Annotated in this window: 13 protein-coding genes; 9 read left to right on the plus strand and 4 right to left on the minus strand. The window is 68.4% G+C overall.

What is annotated here, in order from left to right:
- The first annotated feature begins 15 nt into the window (after positions 1-15).
- The 3 genes from H6A23_RS02440 (at position 16) to H6A23_RS02450 (ending at position 3,622) form a co-directional block, all read left to right on the plus strand.
- Positions 16-1,638, plus strand: a complete 1,623-nt coding sequence (locus H6A23_RS02440; RefSeq protein ID WP_204830607.1) for a vWA domain-containing protein — start codon at positions 16-18, stop codon at positions 1,636-1,638.
- 79 nt (positions 1,639-1,717) lie between these two features.
- Entirely contained in the window at positions 1,718-2,404 is a 687-nt protein-coding gene (locus H6A23_RS02445) for a hypothetical protein (protein ID WP_204830608.1), read from the plus strand.
- A 36-nt stretch (positions 2,405-2,440) separates the two neighbouring features.
- Positions 2,441-3,622: a toxic anion resistance protein gene (locus H6A23_RS02450; RefSeq protein WP_204830609.1), complete on the plus strand. Its 1,182-nt coding sequence runs from the start codon at positions 2,441-2,443 to the stop codon at positions 3,620-3,622.
- A gap of 19 nt (positions 3,623-3,641) precedes the next feature.
- Here the strand turns inward: H6A23_RS02450 and H6A23_RS02455 are convergent, their stop codons facing one another.
- Together H6A23_RS02455 and H6A23_RS02460 are read right to left on the minus strand one after the other, a co-directional pair.
- Entirely contained in the window at positions 3,642-4,388 is a 747-nt protein-coding gene (locus H6A23_RS02455; RefSeq protein WP_204830610.1) for a DeoR/GlpR family DNA-binding transcription regulator, read from the minus strand.
- Between the two features lie 201 nt (positions 4,389-4,589).
- Positions 4,590-5,498 carry a glycyl-radical enzyme activating protein gene (locus H6A23_RS02460; protein WP_204830612.1) on the minus strand — a complete coding sequence of 303 codons (909 nt, stop codon included), beginning with the start codon at positions 5,496-5,498 and terminating at the stop codon, positions 4,590-4,592.
- Between the two features lie 149 nt (positions 5,499-5,647).
- On the opposite strand from H6A23_RS02460, the gene H6A23_RS02465 reads away from it, so the two are divergent.
- The 3 genes from H6A23_RS02465 to H6A23_RS02475 all read left to right on the plus strand — a co-directional run bounded on the left by H6A23_RS02465 (position 5,648) and on the right by H6A23_RS02475 (position 9,718).
- Positions 5,648-8,068 (plus strand): glycyl radical protein, encoded by a 2,421-nt coding sequence (locus H6A23_RS02465; RefSeq protein WP_204830614.1) that lies wholly within the window; start codon positions 5,648-5,650, stop codon positions 8,066-8,068.
- Between the two features lie 57 nt (positions 8,069-8,125).
- Positions 8,126-8,803, plus strand: coding sequence for a transaldolase family protein (locus H6A23_RS02470; RefSeq protein ID WP_204830615.1), 678 nt, complete (start codon positions 8,126-8,128; stop codon positions 8,801-8,803).
- A gap of 294 nt (positions 8,804-9,097) precedes the next feature.
- On the plus strand, positions 9,098-9,718 hold the full coding sequence (locus tag H6A23_RS02475; protein WP_204830617.1) for a hypothetical protein: 621 nt from the start codon (positions 9,098-9,100) through the stop codon (positions 9,716-9,718).
- Between the two features lie 184 nt (positions 9,719-9,902).
- Here the strand turns inward: H6A23_RS02475 and H6A23_RS02480 are convergent, their stop codons facing one another.
- Together H6A23_RS02480 and H6A23_RS02485 are read right to left on the minus strand one after the other, a co-directional pair.
- The gene (locus tag H6A23_RS02480) at positions 9,903-11,306 is read right to left on the minus strand and encodes an aminopeptidase (protein WP_204830618.1); all 1,404 of its coding nucleotides are present in this window, start codon (positions 11,304-11,306) and stop codon (positions 9,903-9,905) included.
- A gap of 297 nt (positions 11,307-11,603) precedes the next feature.
- The gene (locus H6A23_RS02485) at positions 11,604-12,503 is read right to left on the minus strand and encodes a hypothetical protein (RefSeq protein WP_204830619.1); all 900 of its coding nucleotides are present in this window, start codon (positions 12,501-12,503) and stop codon (positions 11,604-11,606) included.
- Between the two features lie 155 nt (positions 12,504-12,658).
- Here H6A23_RS02485 and fba point away from each other — a divergent pair, with 155 nt between their 5' ends.
- From fba to dltB, 3 genes are all read left to right on the plus strand, one after another.
- On the plus strand, positions 12,659-13,531 hold the full coding sequence (gene fba, locus H6A23_RS02490) for a class II fructose-1,6-bisphosphate aldolase (RefSeq protein ID WP_204830620.1): 873 nt from the start codon (positions 12,659-12,661) through the stop codon (positions 13,529-13,531).
- A 355-nt stretch (positions 13,532-13,886) separates the two neighbouring features.
- Positions 13,887-15,467: an amino acid adenylation domain-containing protein gene (locus tag H6A23_RS02495; RefSeq protein ID WP_204830621.1), complete on the plus strand. Its 1,581-nt coding sequence runs from the start codon at positions 13,887-13,889 to the stop codon at positions 15,465-15,467.
- Positions 15,468-15,473: 6 nt separating this feature from the next.
- A complete protein-coding gene (gene dltB, locus H6A23_RS02500) occupies positions 15,474-16,655 on the plus strand; it encodes a D-alanyl-lipoteichoic acid biosynthesis protein DltB (RefSeq protein WP_204830623.1) in 1,182 nt (393 codons plus the stop codon).
- Positions 16,656-16,659 lie beyond the last annotated feature (4 nt).

Genomic DNA, 16,659 nt, shown 5'->3' on the forward strand with positions numbered 1-16,659 from the left:
GGGAGGAGAGGGACCATGCTGAACGCACCCGTCACACGCCGCCGCTGGCTCGCTGTTCTTCTCGCCCTGGGCTGCGCGCTTGGCTGCGTGGCCGCCCTGCCCGCCTGCACGGGCGGCGGGCCCGCGCAGGGCGAGCCCCAGGGACGGCCCGCCGACGAGGGCGCCGACTCCGAGCCCGCGGCCGACGTCTCGGGCACGACGCTGCGCGTGCTCGCGGGCTCGGAGGTCCAGGACATGCTGCCCATCCTGGAGGACGCCGAGGCGGAGCTGGGGATCTCGGTGGAGCTTGAGTACATGGGAACGCTCGACGGCACGGAGGCGGTCATGGCGGGCGAGGGGGACTACGACGCCACGTGGTTTCCGTCCAACGCCTACATGAGCCTCTTTGACGAGAAGGGCTCGCTCGTCTCGCAGGAGACCTCGATCATGCGGACGCCGGTGGTGCTCGGCGTGAGGGCAGATCGCGCTGCCGAGCTTGGCTGGGACGAGGAGAGCCCCACCTGGGCCGAGGTCGTGGACGCTGCCGCCTCGGGCGAGTTCTCCTATGGCATGTCCAGCCCGGTCTCGTCCAACAGCGGCTTCTCCGCGCTGGTGGAGCTCGCGACGGCGCTCTCGGGAACGGGCGTTGCCATCTCAGCCGACGACGTCTCGCTCGTGGCGGCGGACCTCACGAGGTTTGCCCGGGGGCAGGCGCTCACGAGCGGCTCGTCGGGCTGGCTCATGGAGGCCTACGACAAGGACGCGTCCGCCGTCGACGGCATCTTCAACTACGAGTCGCTCATCCTGCAGGACGAGGGGCTCGTGGAGGTGATCCCGCAGGACGGCGTCATAACCGCGGACTACCCGCTCACGCTGCTCTCCGGCCGCGGGGAGGACGCCGAGGCGGCGTATCGGGCGCTCGTGGACTACCTGCGTCGCGATGACGTCCAGCGGCGCATCGCGGACGAGACGCTCCGCCGCACGGACGCGACGACGCCCGATGACGCGCGGATGGTCTTCGAGATCCCCTTCCCCAACCGCCTCGAGACGGTGCGCGCCCTGCTCTCCAGCTGGGTCTCCGACGTGCGCAAGCCCGCCAACATGGTCTTTCAGATCGACACCTCGGGCTCCATGGAGGGCGAGCGCCTCGACGCGCTCAAGGCCGCGCTCGTCTCCCTCACGGACACCGGGGCGGACGGCACGACCTCGCTCCTCACGTTCCAGCCGCGAGAGATGGTGCACTTCGTCGAGTTTGGCTCGGAGATCAAGAGCGAGAAGGACCTCGAGGTGGCGGCGGACGGAGACCTCTCCGACGTGCGCGCCTACGTGGAGGGGCTTCGCACGGCGGGCAACACGGCAATCTACGGCACCCTGCAGCACTCCCTCGAGCTGGCGGCGCAGAGCCGCTCGGACGACAACGTGACGTCGGTCGTGCTCTTCTCGGACGGGGAGAACACCGACTACCCGGGCATCGCCGAGTTCTCCTCCTGGTACGAGGCCACGCCCGAGGTCCAGGGCATCCCCGTCTACGCGATTCTCTTCGGCGAGGCCAGCAGGGCGGAGATGGAGCAGCTCACCCAGCTGACGGGCGGGCGCGCCTTCGACGCCACGGGCGGCGACCTCACCGCCGCTTTCAAAGAGATATGCGGCTATCTGTAAATTGGGGACGGGTTTGTTCTCTCAGAGAAAACGGGACAGGTTGGGGGTGCCCGCCACGTCGCCACGGATGGGAGGTTCGATGCCAGGGGAACGGGGCCTCGTGCTCGGGATGTCGGCGACGGTCTTCGTCGTGTTCTGCGTCTCCGCCCTTCTTGCCTCGGGGCTCGCCGCTCAGGTGGCGCTCGTGGTCGTCGGCGCCCTCATGTCGGCGGGCTCGTGGCTGCTGCTCACCTCGCTCAACATGCCTCGCCACGTGGCGGCGATAGACCTGGACGCGCTCGTCGGGGCCGACCCCACGCTCAAGGAGTCCGCCGAGGCCGTGAGCGGCATGGCGGGCCGCATCGACGAGGCGTGCGCCGCGGACAGCCCCCGCGGCATCGCGGCGGAGTCTGAGCGGCTGCGGGCCCTCGTGTCCTCCATGGCGGAGCTCGTGGAGCTGCCCGAGTTTGCCACGGCCGGGGCGGAGGAGGACCGCCACCTCGTCCTCTCGCTTGCCACCACGTGGCTGCCGGGCGCCTGGGACCAGCTTGTGACCAACGTCCGCTACCTGGGGTTTGGCGGTCGGGCGAGCTCGCGCGCCAGGCGGAACGTGACCGCGCTCGACGAGCAGTGCGCGCACGTCGCCGGCGCGCTCGACCGCATACGGACCAACATCGTCGACGGGGCCTCCGCGAAGATCGAGACGGGCTCCGACTACCTGCGCCAGCGTCTCGGCCATCGGTCGCCCGAGCTCTCCTTGGGGGAGCCGCCCGATGACCTCTCATAGCCGACGGAACGATCTGACACTTGGAGAGGAGCCATCATGGCACACGACCTTCTCGACGCGCCCGACGACAGCTTCGATCTGGAGGTGACCCCGGCGCCGGAGCCCGTCAAGACCGAGGGTGCCCTCGCGCAGGTGCCCGCGCCGAGCCCCGAGGAGCTCCTGCGCCTGAGCGGCAACGCCAGCTCCTGGGTTGCCAAGGTGGCCGCCCTGCCGCCCCAGAGCCTGGAGTTCAAGCAGGAGGTCGACGCGATCTTCGAGGTGGGGTCCGACGCCTTCCGGGAGACGGCCAGCACCTCGAGCCGCTTTCTCGAGCAGTCCCTGGCAACGTCGAAGAGCGGGGGCGCCCAGGAGCAGGTCTCCAAGAGCCTCGTGGACCTGCGCAACGAGGTCGACGAGCTCGCCCCGGGGGAGGATACCTTCGCCGAGCGCCTGCTGGGGGCCCTGCCCTTCGCCAATCGCGTGAAGCGCTACTTCAAGCGCTACGAGTCCAACCAGCAGCAGCTCAACGCCATCCTGCTGTCGCTCGGCAAGGGGCAGGACCTGCTGCGCAAGGACAACGCCGCCCTCAACGTGGAGCGCCGCAGCCTCTGGGGCAACCTGGGCACCCTCAAGCGCGCCTACGAGCTGCTCACGAGCATCGACGGCGAGCTCGTGGCGCGCATCGACCGGGAGCGTGCGGCGGGAAACGCCGAGCTGGCGTCATCGCTCGAGAGAGACGCCCTGTTCGCGGTGCGCCAGCGTCGCCAGGACGTGCAGACGCAGGCTGCCGTGACCATCCAGGCCTACCTCTCGATGGGCATCATCCAGCAGAACAACGACCAGCTCGTGCGTGGCGTCGAGCGCGCCAAGACCACCACGGTGACCGCGCTGCGCACGGCCGTGATCGTGGCGCAGTCGCTCGAGAACCAGAAGCTCGTGCTCGACCAGATCGACGCGGTCAACAAGACCACGGACGCCATGATTGACCGCACGAGCAAGCTCCTGCAGGAGAACTCCCTGCGCACGCAGCAGCAGGCGGTCTCGAGCGGCGTCTCTCCCGAGACCCTGCGACGTGCCTACGATGCGGTCTTCTCCACGCTCGACAGCATCGACAAGTTCCGCGAGCAGGCAAACGAGTCCTTCTCCAAGACCATTGACGTGCTGAACGACCAGCTCCAGCGCGCCCACGCCTATGCCGAGCGGATGAACCGCGACGGCGAGGGCGGCGCGACGGAATAGTCGGCGGCACGGCCCCGCGCTATGCGCAGACGAGCTCCACGCCGGCGCGCTCCAGATCGGAGCGCGCCTCGTTGCTCACGCGGGAGTCCGTAATCACGCAGACGTCCTTCTCGCCCAGCGCAAGCGGGACGGTCCCGCGGCGGCTGAACTTCTCGCTCTCCGTGAGCACCACCACGCGCTCGGCGTGCTCGGCCATGTCGCGCACGGCCTGGGCGCGCATCTGGTCGCTGTTGGTGAAGCCGGTTCGCGCCGAGAAGCCGTCCGTGCCGGCGAAAAGCTGGTCCACGTAGAATCCCTCGACGCATGCGCGCACCATGGGGCCCACCATGACCTGCGAGTCCTTCTGGTAGATGCCGCCGATGAGCACGACCTTCACCGTGGGGTCGTCACGCACGGACGCCGCGATGAAGGCGCTGTTGGTGATGACGGTGACCTCGCGGCCCTCTGCCGCGAGCTGCGCCACGAGCAGCGCGCAGCAGCTCCCGCTCTCCACCATGATCGTGTCGCCGTCGTGCACCAGCCTGGCGGCGCGTCGGGCGATGGCGCGCTTCTCCTCGTAGTGATAGGCGAGGCGCCCCTCCACGTTGTCCGTGCTGCGCAGCACCGCGTAGCCGTGCTCGCGGCGGATGAGGTGGCGCCGCTCGAGCTCCGTGAGGTCCTTGCGCATGGTGACCTGCGAGACGCCGAGCTCCTCGGCGAGCGCCGAGACCTCCACGCGCGTGCGCTCGGTGAGGATCTCGAGGATTCGGTTGGTTCGTGAGGGCATGATGTTCTCCCGAATGTGGAAATGAAAGTTTCATGTCGCAATTTGCTTCCGAACGAAGATTATAGCGGCTCCGCGCACGAGCCCTGGCCAGACGGTAAAAGAGACTGGGCCGCATAACCCGACAAAAACGAGGAAAAACTCGATAATTTGTCGGGTTATGCGGCCTGTGCCTTGGAGCTAGGGGATAGGAGGGTGAATCCCCTAGAAGAACGCATCGATTCCGGCGTCCACGTAGGCCTGGCGGAACTCCTCGAGGTCCTCGGGGTGCAGCGTGACCTTCCCGTGGAGGCGGTAGTCGCGTCCGAGCAGGTCGTACTTGCTCTCGCCGAAGTTATGGAAGGGGAGGAGCTGCACGCGTGAGGCACCCATCTCGTGCAGGCGCTCGGCAAAGCGGCGGGCGTCCTCGGTGGAGTCGTTGAAGCCGGGGATGACGGGCGTGCGCACGAGCACGTCCAGGCCGCGCTCGATCGCGCGCCTCGTGTTGGTGAGGATGAGGTCGTTCTCCACCCCCGTGCCCTCGCGGTGCGCCGTGGCGTCCCAGTGCTTCATGTCGATGTAGGCGTGGTCGAGAAGCGCCGTCACGCGGTCGAAGACCTCGGGGGCAACGTGGGCCGTGGTCTCCACGTTGGTGTCCACGCCCGCCTCGCGCAGGCGCGTGAGGAGCTCCACGCAGAAGTCCGGCCAGGTGAGGGGCTCGCCTCCCGAGAGCGTGACGCCGCCCCCGCTCTGGAGGTAGAAGGGCTCGTCCTGCATGCACTCCTCGAAGACGTCCTCGACCGTGCGCGTGCGGCCGGCCACCGTGAGCGCGCGTCCCGGGCAGCCGGCGACGGCGGCCTCCGCCTCGGGCGAGTCCGCGCTCACCGCCCGCACGTCCACGTGGCGCTTCTCCTCCGGGCCCGCGGCCGGCGCCCCCGGGCACGCCGCGAGGCACGCCCGGCACCCCACGCAGTTCTTCTCGTTCCACTCGAGCTGCGGGGCGCGCGCCTGGCTCTCGGGGTTGGAGCACCAGTAGCAGCGCAGCGGGCAGCCCTTGAGGAAGACCACGGTTCGGATGCCCGGCCCGTCGTCGAGGCTGAACTTCTGGATGTTGAAGACGGTTGCTGTCTGCATGGCCCCTCCCTAAGACTCTCCTCCTGTCCAGTTCATTCTAGAATACTTACGAACGAAAGTAAATTCAATTGCGAACGTTGACACCGCTCAGAACCACTGCTATAAGTATGCTGTAGCCAGAAGGCGCCCCAGGAGAAGGGAAGTCCCAGATGTCCCAGGCAAACGAGAGTCACTTCGGCGAGCTCACGCCGCGCATGAAGGCGTTCCGCGAGGAGATGCTCGACGAGAAGCCCTATATCGACGCCGAGCGCGCCGTGCTGGCGACGGAGGCCTACCGCGAGCACCAGAACCAGCCCAACGTGATGAAGCGCGCCCTCATGCTCGAGAAGATCCTCGACAACATGACGATCTACATCGAGGACAAGACGCTCATCGCGGGCAACCAGGCCACCAAGAACAGGAACGCCCCGATCTTCCCCGAGTACACGATGGAGTTCGTGATCGACGAGCTCGACACCTTCGAGAAGCGCGACGGCGACGTCTTCTACATCACGGAGGAGACCAAGCAGCAGCTCCGCGACCTCGCGCCCTTCTGGGACAACAACAACCTGCGCGCCCGCGGCGAGGCCCTTTTGCCCGAGGAGGTCCAGGTCTACATGGAGACCGGCGTCTTCGGCATGGAGGGCAAGCTCAACGCCGGTGACGCCCACCTGGCCGTGAACTACGCCCGCGTGCTCTCGGACGGCCTCAAGGGCTACGAGGAGCGCGTCCGCGCGCTCAAGGCCGCGCTCGACCTCACCGACCCGGAGTCCATCGACAAGTACGTCTTCTACAAGGCCGTCCTCGTGGTGATCGCCGCGGTGCGCCGCTTCGCCGGGCGCTACGCCGCCCTCGCCCGCGAGATGGCGGCCGCCGAGAAGGACGAGGCGCGCGCCGCCGAGCTGCGCCAGATCGCCGAGACCTGCGAGCGCGTGCCCTACGAGCCCGCCCGCTCCTTCCGCGAGGCCGTGCAGTCCGTCTGGTTCATCCAGCTCATCCTGCAGATCGAGTCCAACGGCCACAGCCTCTCCTACGGCCGCTTCGACCAGTACATGTTCCCGTACTACGAGGCCGACATCGCCTCCGGCGCCATCACGCGCGACGAGGCGCTCGAGCTCCTCACGTGCCTGTGGATCAAGACGCTCTCCGTCAACAAGGTACGCAGCCAGGCGCACACCTTCTCGAGCGCCGGCAGCCCCATGTATCAGAACGTGACCATCGGCGGTCAGACCACGGACAAGAAGGACGCCGTCAACGACCTCTCCTTCCTCGTGCTGCAGTCCGTGGCGCAGACCCGCCTCACCCAGCCCAACCTCACGGTGCGCTACCACGCGGGGCTCAACAAGAAGTTCTACGACGAGTGCGTCGAGGTCATGAAGCTCGGCTTTGGCATGCCCGCCCTCAACAACGACGAGGTCATCATCCCGTCCTTCATCAACTGGGGCGTGGCCGAGGAGGACGCCTACAACTACTCCGCCATCGGCTGCGTGGAGACGGCCGTCCCGGGCAAGTGGGGCTATCGCTGCACGGGCATGAGCTACGTGAACTTCCCGCGCATGCTGCTCGTGGCCATGAACAACGGCGTGGACGTCACCTCCGGCAAGCGCTTTGCCCACGGCTACGGCTACTTCCGTGACATGAAGAGCTACGACGAGCTCATGGAGGCCTGGGACAAGACCGTGCGCGAGGTCACCCGCGCGAGCGTCATCGTGGAGAACGCCATCGACAAGGCGTCCGAGCGCGACGTGCCCGACATCCTCTGCTCCGCGCTCACGGACGACTGCATCGGCCGCGGCAAGACCATCAAGGAGGGCGGTGCGGTCTACGACTTCATCTCCGGCCTGCAGGTGGGCATCGCCAACATGGCCGACTCCCTCGCGGCCATCAAGAAGCTCGTCTTTGACGAGGGCCGCATCACGCCGGCCGAGCTCGCCGACGCGCTGGAGAGCGACTTCGCAGGCGAGCAGGGCGAGAAGATCCGCCAGATGCTCGTGAACGACGCCCCCAAGTACGGCAACGACGACGACTCCGTGGACCAGCTCGTCGTGGACGCCTACGACTCCTACATCGACGAGATCAAGAAGTACCCCAACACGCGCCACGGGCGCGGCCCCATCGGCGGCATCCGCTACGCCGGCACCTCCTCGATCAGCGCCAACGTCGGCCAGGGCATGGGCACCATGGCCACGCCCGACGGCCGCCACGCCCACGAGCCGCTCGCCGAGGGCTGCAGCCCCGCGCACAACGCGGACACCCACGGCCCCACCGCCGTCTTCAAGTCCGTCTCCAAGCTCCCCACGGAGAAGATCACCGGCGGCGTGCTGCTCAACCAGAAGGTCACGCCCGCGACGCTGGCCACCGAGCGCAACAAGCAGAAGCTCGAGATGCTCATCTCCGCCTTCTTCGACCGCCTGCACGGCTACCACGTGCAGTACAACGTCGTCGACCGCGCCACCCTCATCGACGCGCAGGAGCACCCCGAGCGCCACAAGGACCTCATCGTCCGCGTGGCCGGCTACTCCGCCTTCTTCAACGTGCTCTCCCGCGCTACCCAGGACGACATCATCGCCCGCACCGAGCAGACCCTGTAACATGACAAAGGTGACAGGGCAGTTTGTCACGAAGCCCTCGCCAGAAAGGAATGCCTCATGAAGCTCATCATCGACGACGCCGACGTCAACGCCATCAAGCACCTGGTCGAGTACTATCCCGTCGACGGCGTGACCACTAACCCGTCGATCCTCGCCGCCTCCGGGCGCGCGCCCTTCGAGGTCCTGCACGAGATCCGCGACATCATCGGGCCCGAGATGGAGCTCCACGCGCAGGTCGTGGCCCGCGACGCCGAGGGCATGGTCGCCGACGGCAAGCGCATCGTGGCCGAGCTCGGCGCCAACACCTTCCCCAAGGTCCCGAGCGTCCCCGAGGGCTTCAAGGCCATCCGCATGCTCGCCGCCGAGGGCATCCGCACCACCGCCACGGCCATCTACACCCCGATGCAGGCCTTCCTCGCCGCCAAGGCCGGCGCCTCCTACGCCGCGCCCTACATCAATCGCATCGACAACATGGGCTATGACGGCGTGGGCGTGGCCATGGAGATCCACGACATCTTCCGCGCCAACGACCTCCCCTGCGAGGTGCTCGCCGCGAGCTTCAAGAACTCCCAGCAGATTCTCGAGCTCGCCCGCTACGGCGTGGGCGCCGTGACGGCCGCTTCCTCCGTGATCGAGGGCCTGGTCAAGAACGCCGCGATCGACGCCGCGGTGGACGCCTTCACCGCCGACTTCGAGGGTCTCGTTGGCGCCGGCAAGACGATGGCCGACCTGTAGGGGCGGGCGAGAAGAACCTCGGCCCCGGGCCTCCACGCGCAACCGGGGATTTCCAACATCCGCGTTAGCGCGTGACAGAAGTTGAACTACCGAACGCGTAGCTCGGGAAACGCAGCCGCCTGGCCGCAAAATCCCAAGCTACGCGTTCTTCTCGCCATGCGCAATCCGAGATCTCTGCAAAGGGTCCTGCCCGGCCGCCCTGGCCCGCGACGTAAGCGTTGCGCAAGGGATGCCGGCCAAGCCAACATTTCCCCTTGCGTCAGGCTAACGTTGTCCTGAGAGCAGAGGGGGTATATGGAAGCGCACGAGGACGATACGTACGCGAGGCTCAAGGCGGCGATGGAGGAGGCGGAGGCGAGCGAGTCCCCCGTGGAGTCCGCCCGTGACCGCCGGCGCCGCTATCTGGCGATTGCCTTGATTGTGATTGTTCCCCTGGCCGTGGTCAGCTACGTCGTGTGGGGGCTCATCGGCCTTTTTACCTTGGGCAAGACGGACGAGGGGCCGATTGCGGTGGTGTATCGGCTCGTGGGCGTTCCAGGCTGGCTTGCCATCTTCTCCTTTGGCGTCGTGGCGGTGGCGCGGCAGCTGCGCGACGACTTCAAGGGCGTGGGCGAGCGCATCTTCGGGGCGGTCATCATCGCGCTCATGGTGTGTACCTGCTACGTCTTCGTGGGGCAGCCGCTGCTGGACATTCCGTACCTCTTCGATCCCGTGCGCGTCGAGCTGCACGATGTCGAGACGAGGGACGTGAGCGGCGAGAGCGGCGCGACGTACTACCTCCGTGGCGTCGACGAGGCCGGCAAGGAGTGGGAGTTCCGGATCAACAGCGATACGTTCCTCAGCTGGGACCGCGACCGCACCACCGCCACCGTGACCGGCCTCCCCAACACCCAGGTGACGCTCGCCATCGAGTGACCCTCCCCGCGCCCTCCAGAAGGTGGAGGCCCTGAGCGACGGCCATCAGGAGTTCCTCACGTGTCGTCGCATCCAACCGCTCACGCAAGAGGCCGCCCCTCCGACCTGCTAAGCAGAATCTTCCGCGAAGCGCAGTTCTGCGTGCAGGTCGGAGGGGCGGCCGTCGTGGCTGCGAGTCAGTCCGCTACGCGAGCTTGAGGAACTCCTGGTAGCCGCGATACGCCTCGTACACGTCGGCCTTGCTCGTGGCCTCCCAGGGCGCGTGCATCGAGAGCACCGGCACGCCGCAGTCGACGACGCTCATGCCGTAGGTCGCCAGGATGTAGGCGATCGTGCCGCCGCCGCCCGCGTCAACCTTGCCGAGCTCGGCGGTCTGGAAGTGCACGCCGCCCTCGTCCATCACGCGGCGGATGGTGGCCAGGTACTCGGCGTCGGCGTCGTTGGAGCCGGCTTTGCCGCGGCTGCCCGTGTACTTGTTGAATGTGAGGCCGTGGCCCAGGTAGCAGCTGTTCTTCGGCTCGAAGACGCTCGCGAACGTGGGGTCGAAGCCGGCCGAGACGTCGCTCGAGAGCATGTTGGAGGCGGCGAGGCAGCGGCGCAGCGCGAGCGGGCCGGTCTCGCCGGCGAGCTCGAGCACCTCGGCCATCGTGTTCTCGAAGAAGCGGCTCGTCATGCCGGTGGCGCCCACCGAGCCGATCTCCTCCTTGTCAACGAGCAGGGTGACGGCGGTGCGCGCCGGCGCCTCGGCGTCGAGCTGCGCTACGAGGCTCGTGTAGGCGCACACGCGGTCGTCCTGGCCGTAGCCGAGGATCATCGAGCGGTCGAGGCCCAGGTCGCGGGCCGCGCCCGCGGGCACGACCTCGAGCTCGGCGGAGAGCAGGTCCTCCTCCTCGATGTCGAGCAGGTCGCGCAGGATGCCGAGCACGCCGGCCTTGACCGGGCTCTTCTCGGCGTCGCCGTCCTTCTCGCCCTCCTTGACGACGATCGGGCGGTTGCCCACCAGGACGTCGAGCATCTCGCCCTCGATGACCTCGGTGGCCTTCTTGCCCATCTGCTCGCTCGCGAGGTGGGGGAGGAGGTCGGTGATGCAGAAGACCGGGTCGTCGTCATCCTCGCCAATGACCACGGAGACGACGGTGCCGTCCTTCTTGGCCACCACGCCGTGGATGGCGAGCGGCATGGCCACCCACTGGTACTTCTTGACGCCGCCGTAGTAGTGCGTGTCGAGCGTCGCGAGCTCGTTCTTCTCGTCCACGGGGTCCTGCTTGACGTCAAGGCGCGGCGAGTCGACGTGCGCGCCCAGGATGTTCACGCCCGCCTCGAGGGGCTCGGTGCCCAGCTGGAGCAGCATGAGGGTCTTGTCGCGGTTGACGGCGTAGACCTTGTCGCCGGGCACGAGGCGCCTGCCCTCCTCGATGCGGCTCTCCAGGCTCACGTAGCCGGCCTCCTCGGCCATGGCCACCGCGGCGGCGCAGCACTCGCGCTCGGTCTTGTTCTCGGAGATGAAGGCCTTGTAGCCCTCGCAGAGGTAGTGCAGCTGGTCGAGCTGCTCCTCGGTGTACTCCTTCCATGCGTTCGGACGGTCCATGGAACTCCCTTCCTCGGAGATACGCAATCGGCTCAAGATTCTAGACCAGCCCGGCGGCGCGGGCCAGGGAGGCGTTGTGGAATCTGGGGCCGTGGCAGCGCGGGGCGGGCGCGCGTTGCGGGGAGCGGGGTTGTGGCAGCTTGGGGACTGCCACAACCCCCGATTCAAGAACGGGGGCGAGAAGAACCGCAGGATTTTCGAGTCCGCGCCTGCCAAAACCCCTCTTTTGGCAACGCGCGCTCGCGCGGGGCTGCCACGACGCCGGTTTCCGCAGCGCGCCGTGCCGCGGCCGTGCGCCTACGGCTGGCCAGCCGGGTCCGCGGCCCCCGTGGAGCCGCCGGCGTCTGCCGCGCCGCCCGTCCCGGAGGAGTCCGCGCCCGCATCCGCGCTGTCGCCGGTGCCGCCCTGCGCGCCAGCTCCCGTGCCCGTGCCGGAACCGGAATCGGAGCCGGTCCCGGCGCCCGCGTCCGCGCCCGTTCCGGGCTGCGCGGCGCCCGTGCCCTGCGCGTCGGCGTCCTGGTCGTCCGCGCCCGTGGCGGAGCCTCCCTCGGCGGGGGAGTCCGCGGGCCCGGTGGGCTGCTCGGACGCGCCCTCGTCCTCGGCACCCGCGGAGGGCGCCTCGTCCGCCTGCGGCGCCCGCTCGCCCTCCGTCCGCTCGTCCACCACGACGGGCTCTGCCGGCGAGAGGGACGGCCCGATGCCCGCCCCCTGGGTGGCGAGGCTCACCACGAGGGCGTATGCCAGCACGACGGCGACGGCCGCGACCGTGGCGATGACGGCGACGCGTCGGCGCAGGCGCGTGCGCTGGCGCTCGTGGGCGGCGTCGATGACCTCGGGCGGGGCGATGGGGGTGCCGGACGCGGCGACGCGCGTCCTGTCGGCCGGGACGGGCGTGGGCATGAGGCGCGTCTCGCCCGCGGTCGGCGGCACCTCGCCCGGCACCGGGGCCGTACCGCGCGCCGTCTGGTCGGGGCCGAGCGAGCGGAGCTTCTCCGCGGAGGCGTTCAGTATGTTGCGGTAGACCTGCGTCGCCACGCTCGAGGCCACGGCGCCGATCACCGCGCCGATGATCGAGCCCGCGATGCCGATCTGCGCCGAGAGCGCAAAGGACGTGGCCGCGGCAAGGCCCGTCGCCACGATCTGCGAGAGGGAGAAGTCCCCCAGGATGCCCGCCCTGCGCTCGTCCTTCTCGGCCATGCGCCGCCTCCCTTTCATGACAGACGCCCCTGTCACCATTGTCATGATAAAAACCATTCTCCCAAAATGTGCTTGTGAGACTGATTTCATCTGCGTGTCGGGGTATGATTTACCCGTACTGTCCTTCCGGGTTACACCAACGTATGGAGGTCAACATGCTCGTCAACGCTACTGCCATGCTTCAGGCCGCGGAGAAGGGCCACTACGCCGTCGGCGCGTTCAACACCAACAACCTCGAGTGGGCCTCGGGCATCCTCGCCGCCGCCGAGGAGCTCCAGTCCCCCGTCATCATCCAGTGCACCTCCGGCGCCGCCAAGTGGCAGACCAGCTACAAGGTCGTCGCCGACCTCGTCAAGAACCTCGTCGAGGACATGAACATCACCGTCCCGGTTGCCATGCACCTCGACCACGGCTCCTATGAGGACGTCTTCAAGTGCATCGAGGCCGGCTTCACCTCCGTCATGTATGACGGCTCGCACGAGGAGACCTTCGAGCTCAACCTCAAGCGCACCGAGGAGGTCGTCAAGGCCGCCCACGCCAAGGGCATCTCCGTCGAGGCCGAGGTCGGCGGCATCGGTGGCGTCGAGGACGGCGTCGCCTCCAACGGCGAGCTGGCTGACCCCGAGCAGTGCAAGGCCATCGCCGACTTGGGCGTCGACTTCCTCGCCTGCGGCATCGGCAACATCCACGGCATCTACCCCGAGAACTGGGCCGGCCTGTCCTTCGACCGCCTCGGTGAGATCAAGGCTCTGACCGGCGACCTGCCGCTCGTCCTGCACGGCGGCACCGGCATCCCCGTGGACCAGATCCAGAAGGCCATCTCCCTCGGCATCTCCAAGATCAACGTCAACACCGACCTCCAGGTCGTCTTTGCCGAGGCCACCCGCAAGTACATCGAGGAGGGCAAGGACCAGCAGGGCAAGGGCTACGACCCGCGCAAGCTCCTCAAGCCCGGCCGCGAGGCCATCGTCGCCCGCACCAAGGAGCTCATGCGGCAGTTCGGCTCCGACGGCAAGGGCTGGGCGTAAGCAGGAGGCGCGCCTGGCCTCATAGGCAACGTCGGCGCCCGGTCCCGCAGCGCGGGGCCGGGCGCCGTTCTGTGCCATAAAACGCGGGAAGTGCACGAATTTCTTCACGTCGCATGCGAGAAGAACGTGAGCCTGTTACGTTATCGCAGCTAGGAGTCTTGCCCAGTTGCCGACGCTCATGAGCTCCGGCAGCAATGCGCAGAAGTCGGTGCACTTCGCCCTCTTTTTGGCATCGGGCTCCCTTCAGTCGGCTTTATTGTTTTTCTCGCCTTTGTGCCGATGTCCGCGCGGTCCCTCCCGGCGCGTCCCGCAGGCCTACCATGCCCCGTGACACGCGCCGACGAAGGGGGCAGGCATGGGCGAGGCAGAAAACGGGCTGCTCGAGGCGGTCAGGAAGAACGCGCTTGCGGCGCCGGGCGCCCCGGCCTTCCGGTCGGCGGACGGCGCGGTGACGAGCTACGCGGAGCTCTGGGGCCTTGCGGGGGCGCTCGCCTCCGCGCTCATGCGCCACACCCGCGGGCGCGGCCCCGTGCTCGTGCTCGGCGAGAAGGACGCGCGCACCGTCGCGGCGTTTCTCGCCTGCCTCATGAGCGGGCACGCCTTCGTCCCGGTGGACGCGAGCCTCCCCGCCGCGCGCGTGCGCGACATCGCGGGGCAGATAGAGCGGCCCGTCCTTCTTTCCACCTGCGCGCTGCCGGACGAGCTGCGCTCGGCCCTCGCAGGCTGCGAGCTGCTTGACGCAGATGGCCTGCTCCGGGAGCCGATGGGCGAGGCGCCCGACCGGCGGGTCTGGGTCGCGGGGGACGAGACCCAGTACGTGATCTTCACCTCCGGCTCCACGGGCCGCCCCAAGGGCATCGAGGTCAGCGCGGACAACGTGGCCGCCTTCATGCGCTGGCTCGTGGGCTTCCCGGTTATCCGCGACGGGGGCCGCGCCTTTCTCGACCAGGCGCACTACTCCTTCGACCTCTCCGAGTACGAGCTCGTGGGCGCGCTCGCCACGGGCGGGTGCCTCTGCGCGGTGGGCGGCGCCGACGAGATGGACTTCTCGCGGCTCTTTGCGGGGCTTGCCGCCTCGGGCCTGGAGGTGTGGGTCTCGACGCCCTCCTTCGCGGACCTCTGCCTTGCCGACCCGTCCTTCCGCGCGGGGCTGCTGCCACGCCTGCGCCTTTTCCTGTTCTGCGGGGAGACGCTCCACCACACCACGGCGGCCGCGCTCGCCGAGCGCTTCCCGGACGCCGTGATCGCGAACACCTACGGGCCCACGGAGTCCACCGTCGCCGTGACCTACGGGGAGATCGGCGCCGCCGAGCTCGCGGACCCCGAGCCGCTGCCGGTGGGCAGCCCGCGCCCGGGGACCGAGCTTTGGATCGTGGATCACGAGACGGGCGCGCGCCTTCCCGCGGGGGAGACGGGCGAGATCGTCATCTGCGGGGACACCGTGGCCAAGGGCTACTACGCCAACCCCGAGAAGACGGCCGCGTGCTTCTTCGAGACGACCCTCGCCGACGGCACGCCAGCGCGCGGCTACCGGACGGGCGACCTGGGGCACCTCGACGGGCGCGGCGTTCTGCACTGCGAGGGCCGGCTCGACTCGCTCGTGAAGGTGAACGGCTTTCGCATCGAGCTCGCCGAGGTCGAGGGGACCCTCGAGGGGATGGCGGGCATCGAGCAGGCGGCCGTGGTGCCGCGCGAGGCCCGGGGCCGCGTCACGAGCCTCTCGGCGTTCGTGGTAGTGGACCGCGGCGAGCTTGCCCGCGGGCTCGGGCTGGCCGGCGGGGTGCCGGGGGACTTCGAGCTCTCCCGCGCGCTCAAGGCGGCGCTCGGGCGCACCCTGCCCTCCTACATGGTCCCCCGTCGCATCCGCGTGATCGACGAGATGCCCCTCACGGCCAACGAGAAGATCGACCGCCGCGCGCTCGCGAGCCGCGGGTGACCCGAGGTGGAGTTCTTTGCCGACCCTGCGTTCTTCGTGCTCCTCGCTGCCGCCGTGGCGGTGGCGGCCGCGCTCGGCCTGACGGGGCACTCGCTCCAGCGCTGGGGCCTCGTGACCTCGGTCGTGTTTCTCGCCTGCCTGCTGGGCTCGGGGACGCAGGCCGTGGCGCTCGTCTCGTTTCTCGCCGTCGCGCGCGTGTGCGTGGTGGTTCTGGCGGGCCGCCCGGACAACCAGGGGGTCTTCTATGCGTCCGCCGGACTCACGATGCTGCCGCTCGTGGTCTACAAGCTCACCGCGGGCAGCGTCTCGCTCTGGGGCTTCGCGGGCATCTCGTACGTGACGTTCAAGGCGCTCCAGGTGGTCTTCGAGGTGCATGACGGGCTCATCGGGCGCGACGAGCTGGGCCTTCTCGACTACCTGAGCTTCCTGCTCTTCTTCCCGCAGTTCACCTCCGGCCCCATCGACCGCAGCCGGCGCTTCCTCGCGGACGCCCACCGCGTCCCCGCGCGCGACGAGTACGCCGGCATGCTCGCGCGCGGCATCCTGCTGCTGCTCGCCGGCATGGTCTACAAGCTGGTGATCGCCCAGGTCGTGCAGCGCTGGTGGGTGCTCGAGCCCTGGGGGGACGGCCCCTGGCTCGCCGAGCTGGCAAACCAGGTGCGCATCGCCTACGCCTACGCCGCCTACCTCTTCTTTGACTTCGCGGGCTACAGCCTCATGGCCATGGGCGCGAGCTACTGCCTGGGCATCCGCTGCCCGCGCAACTTCCGCGCGCCGTTCCTGGCGTCCGACGTCATCGACTTCTGGAATCGCTGGCACATCACGCTCTCCACGTGGTTCAGGGACTTCGTCTTCATGCGGCTCACGCGCGCTCTCATGCGCTGCGGGCGGCGGCGTGGCTGGGGCTGGGCGCGCGACCGCGTGCGCGTGGCGCAGGCGGGGTTTGTGGCGGACATGCTCGTCATGGGGTGCTGGCACGGACTCACGCCCGACTACCTGGGCTACGGCCTCTACCACGGGGTCCTTCTCGCCGCCAACGAGTGGCTCCAGAAGCGCTCCGAGTTCTATCGCGCGCACCGGCGCGACCGCTGGATGCGCATCCTCATATGGTTCGTGACGCTACAGCTGGTGATGCTGGGCTTTGCGATCTTCTCCGGCCAGATTTCCTATCTCGTGAAGGGAGCCTGATTGA

Source organism: Olsenella uli, from assembly GCF_016900775.1.
Taxonomy (GTDB): Bacteria; Actinomycetota; Coriobacteriia; order Coriobacteriales; family Atopobiaceae; genus Thermophilibacter; species Thermophilibacter uli_A.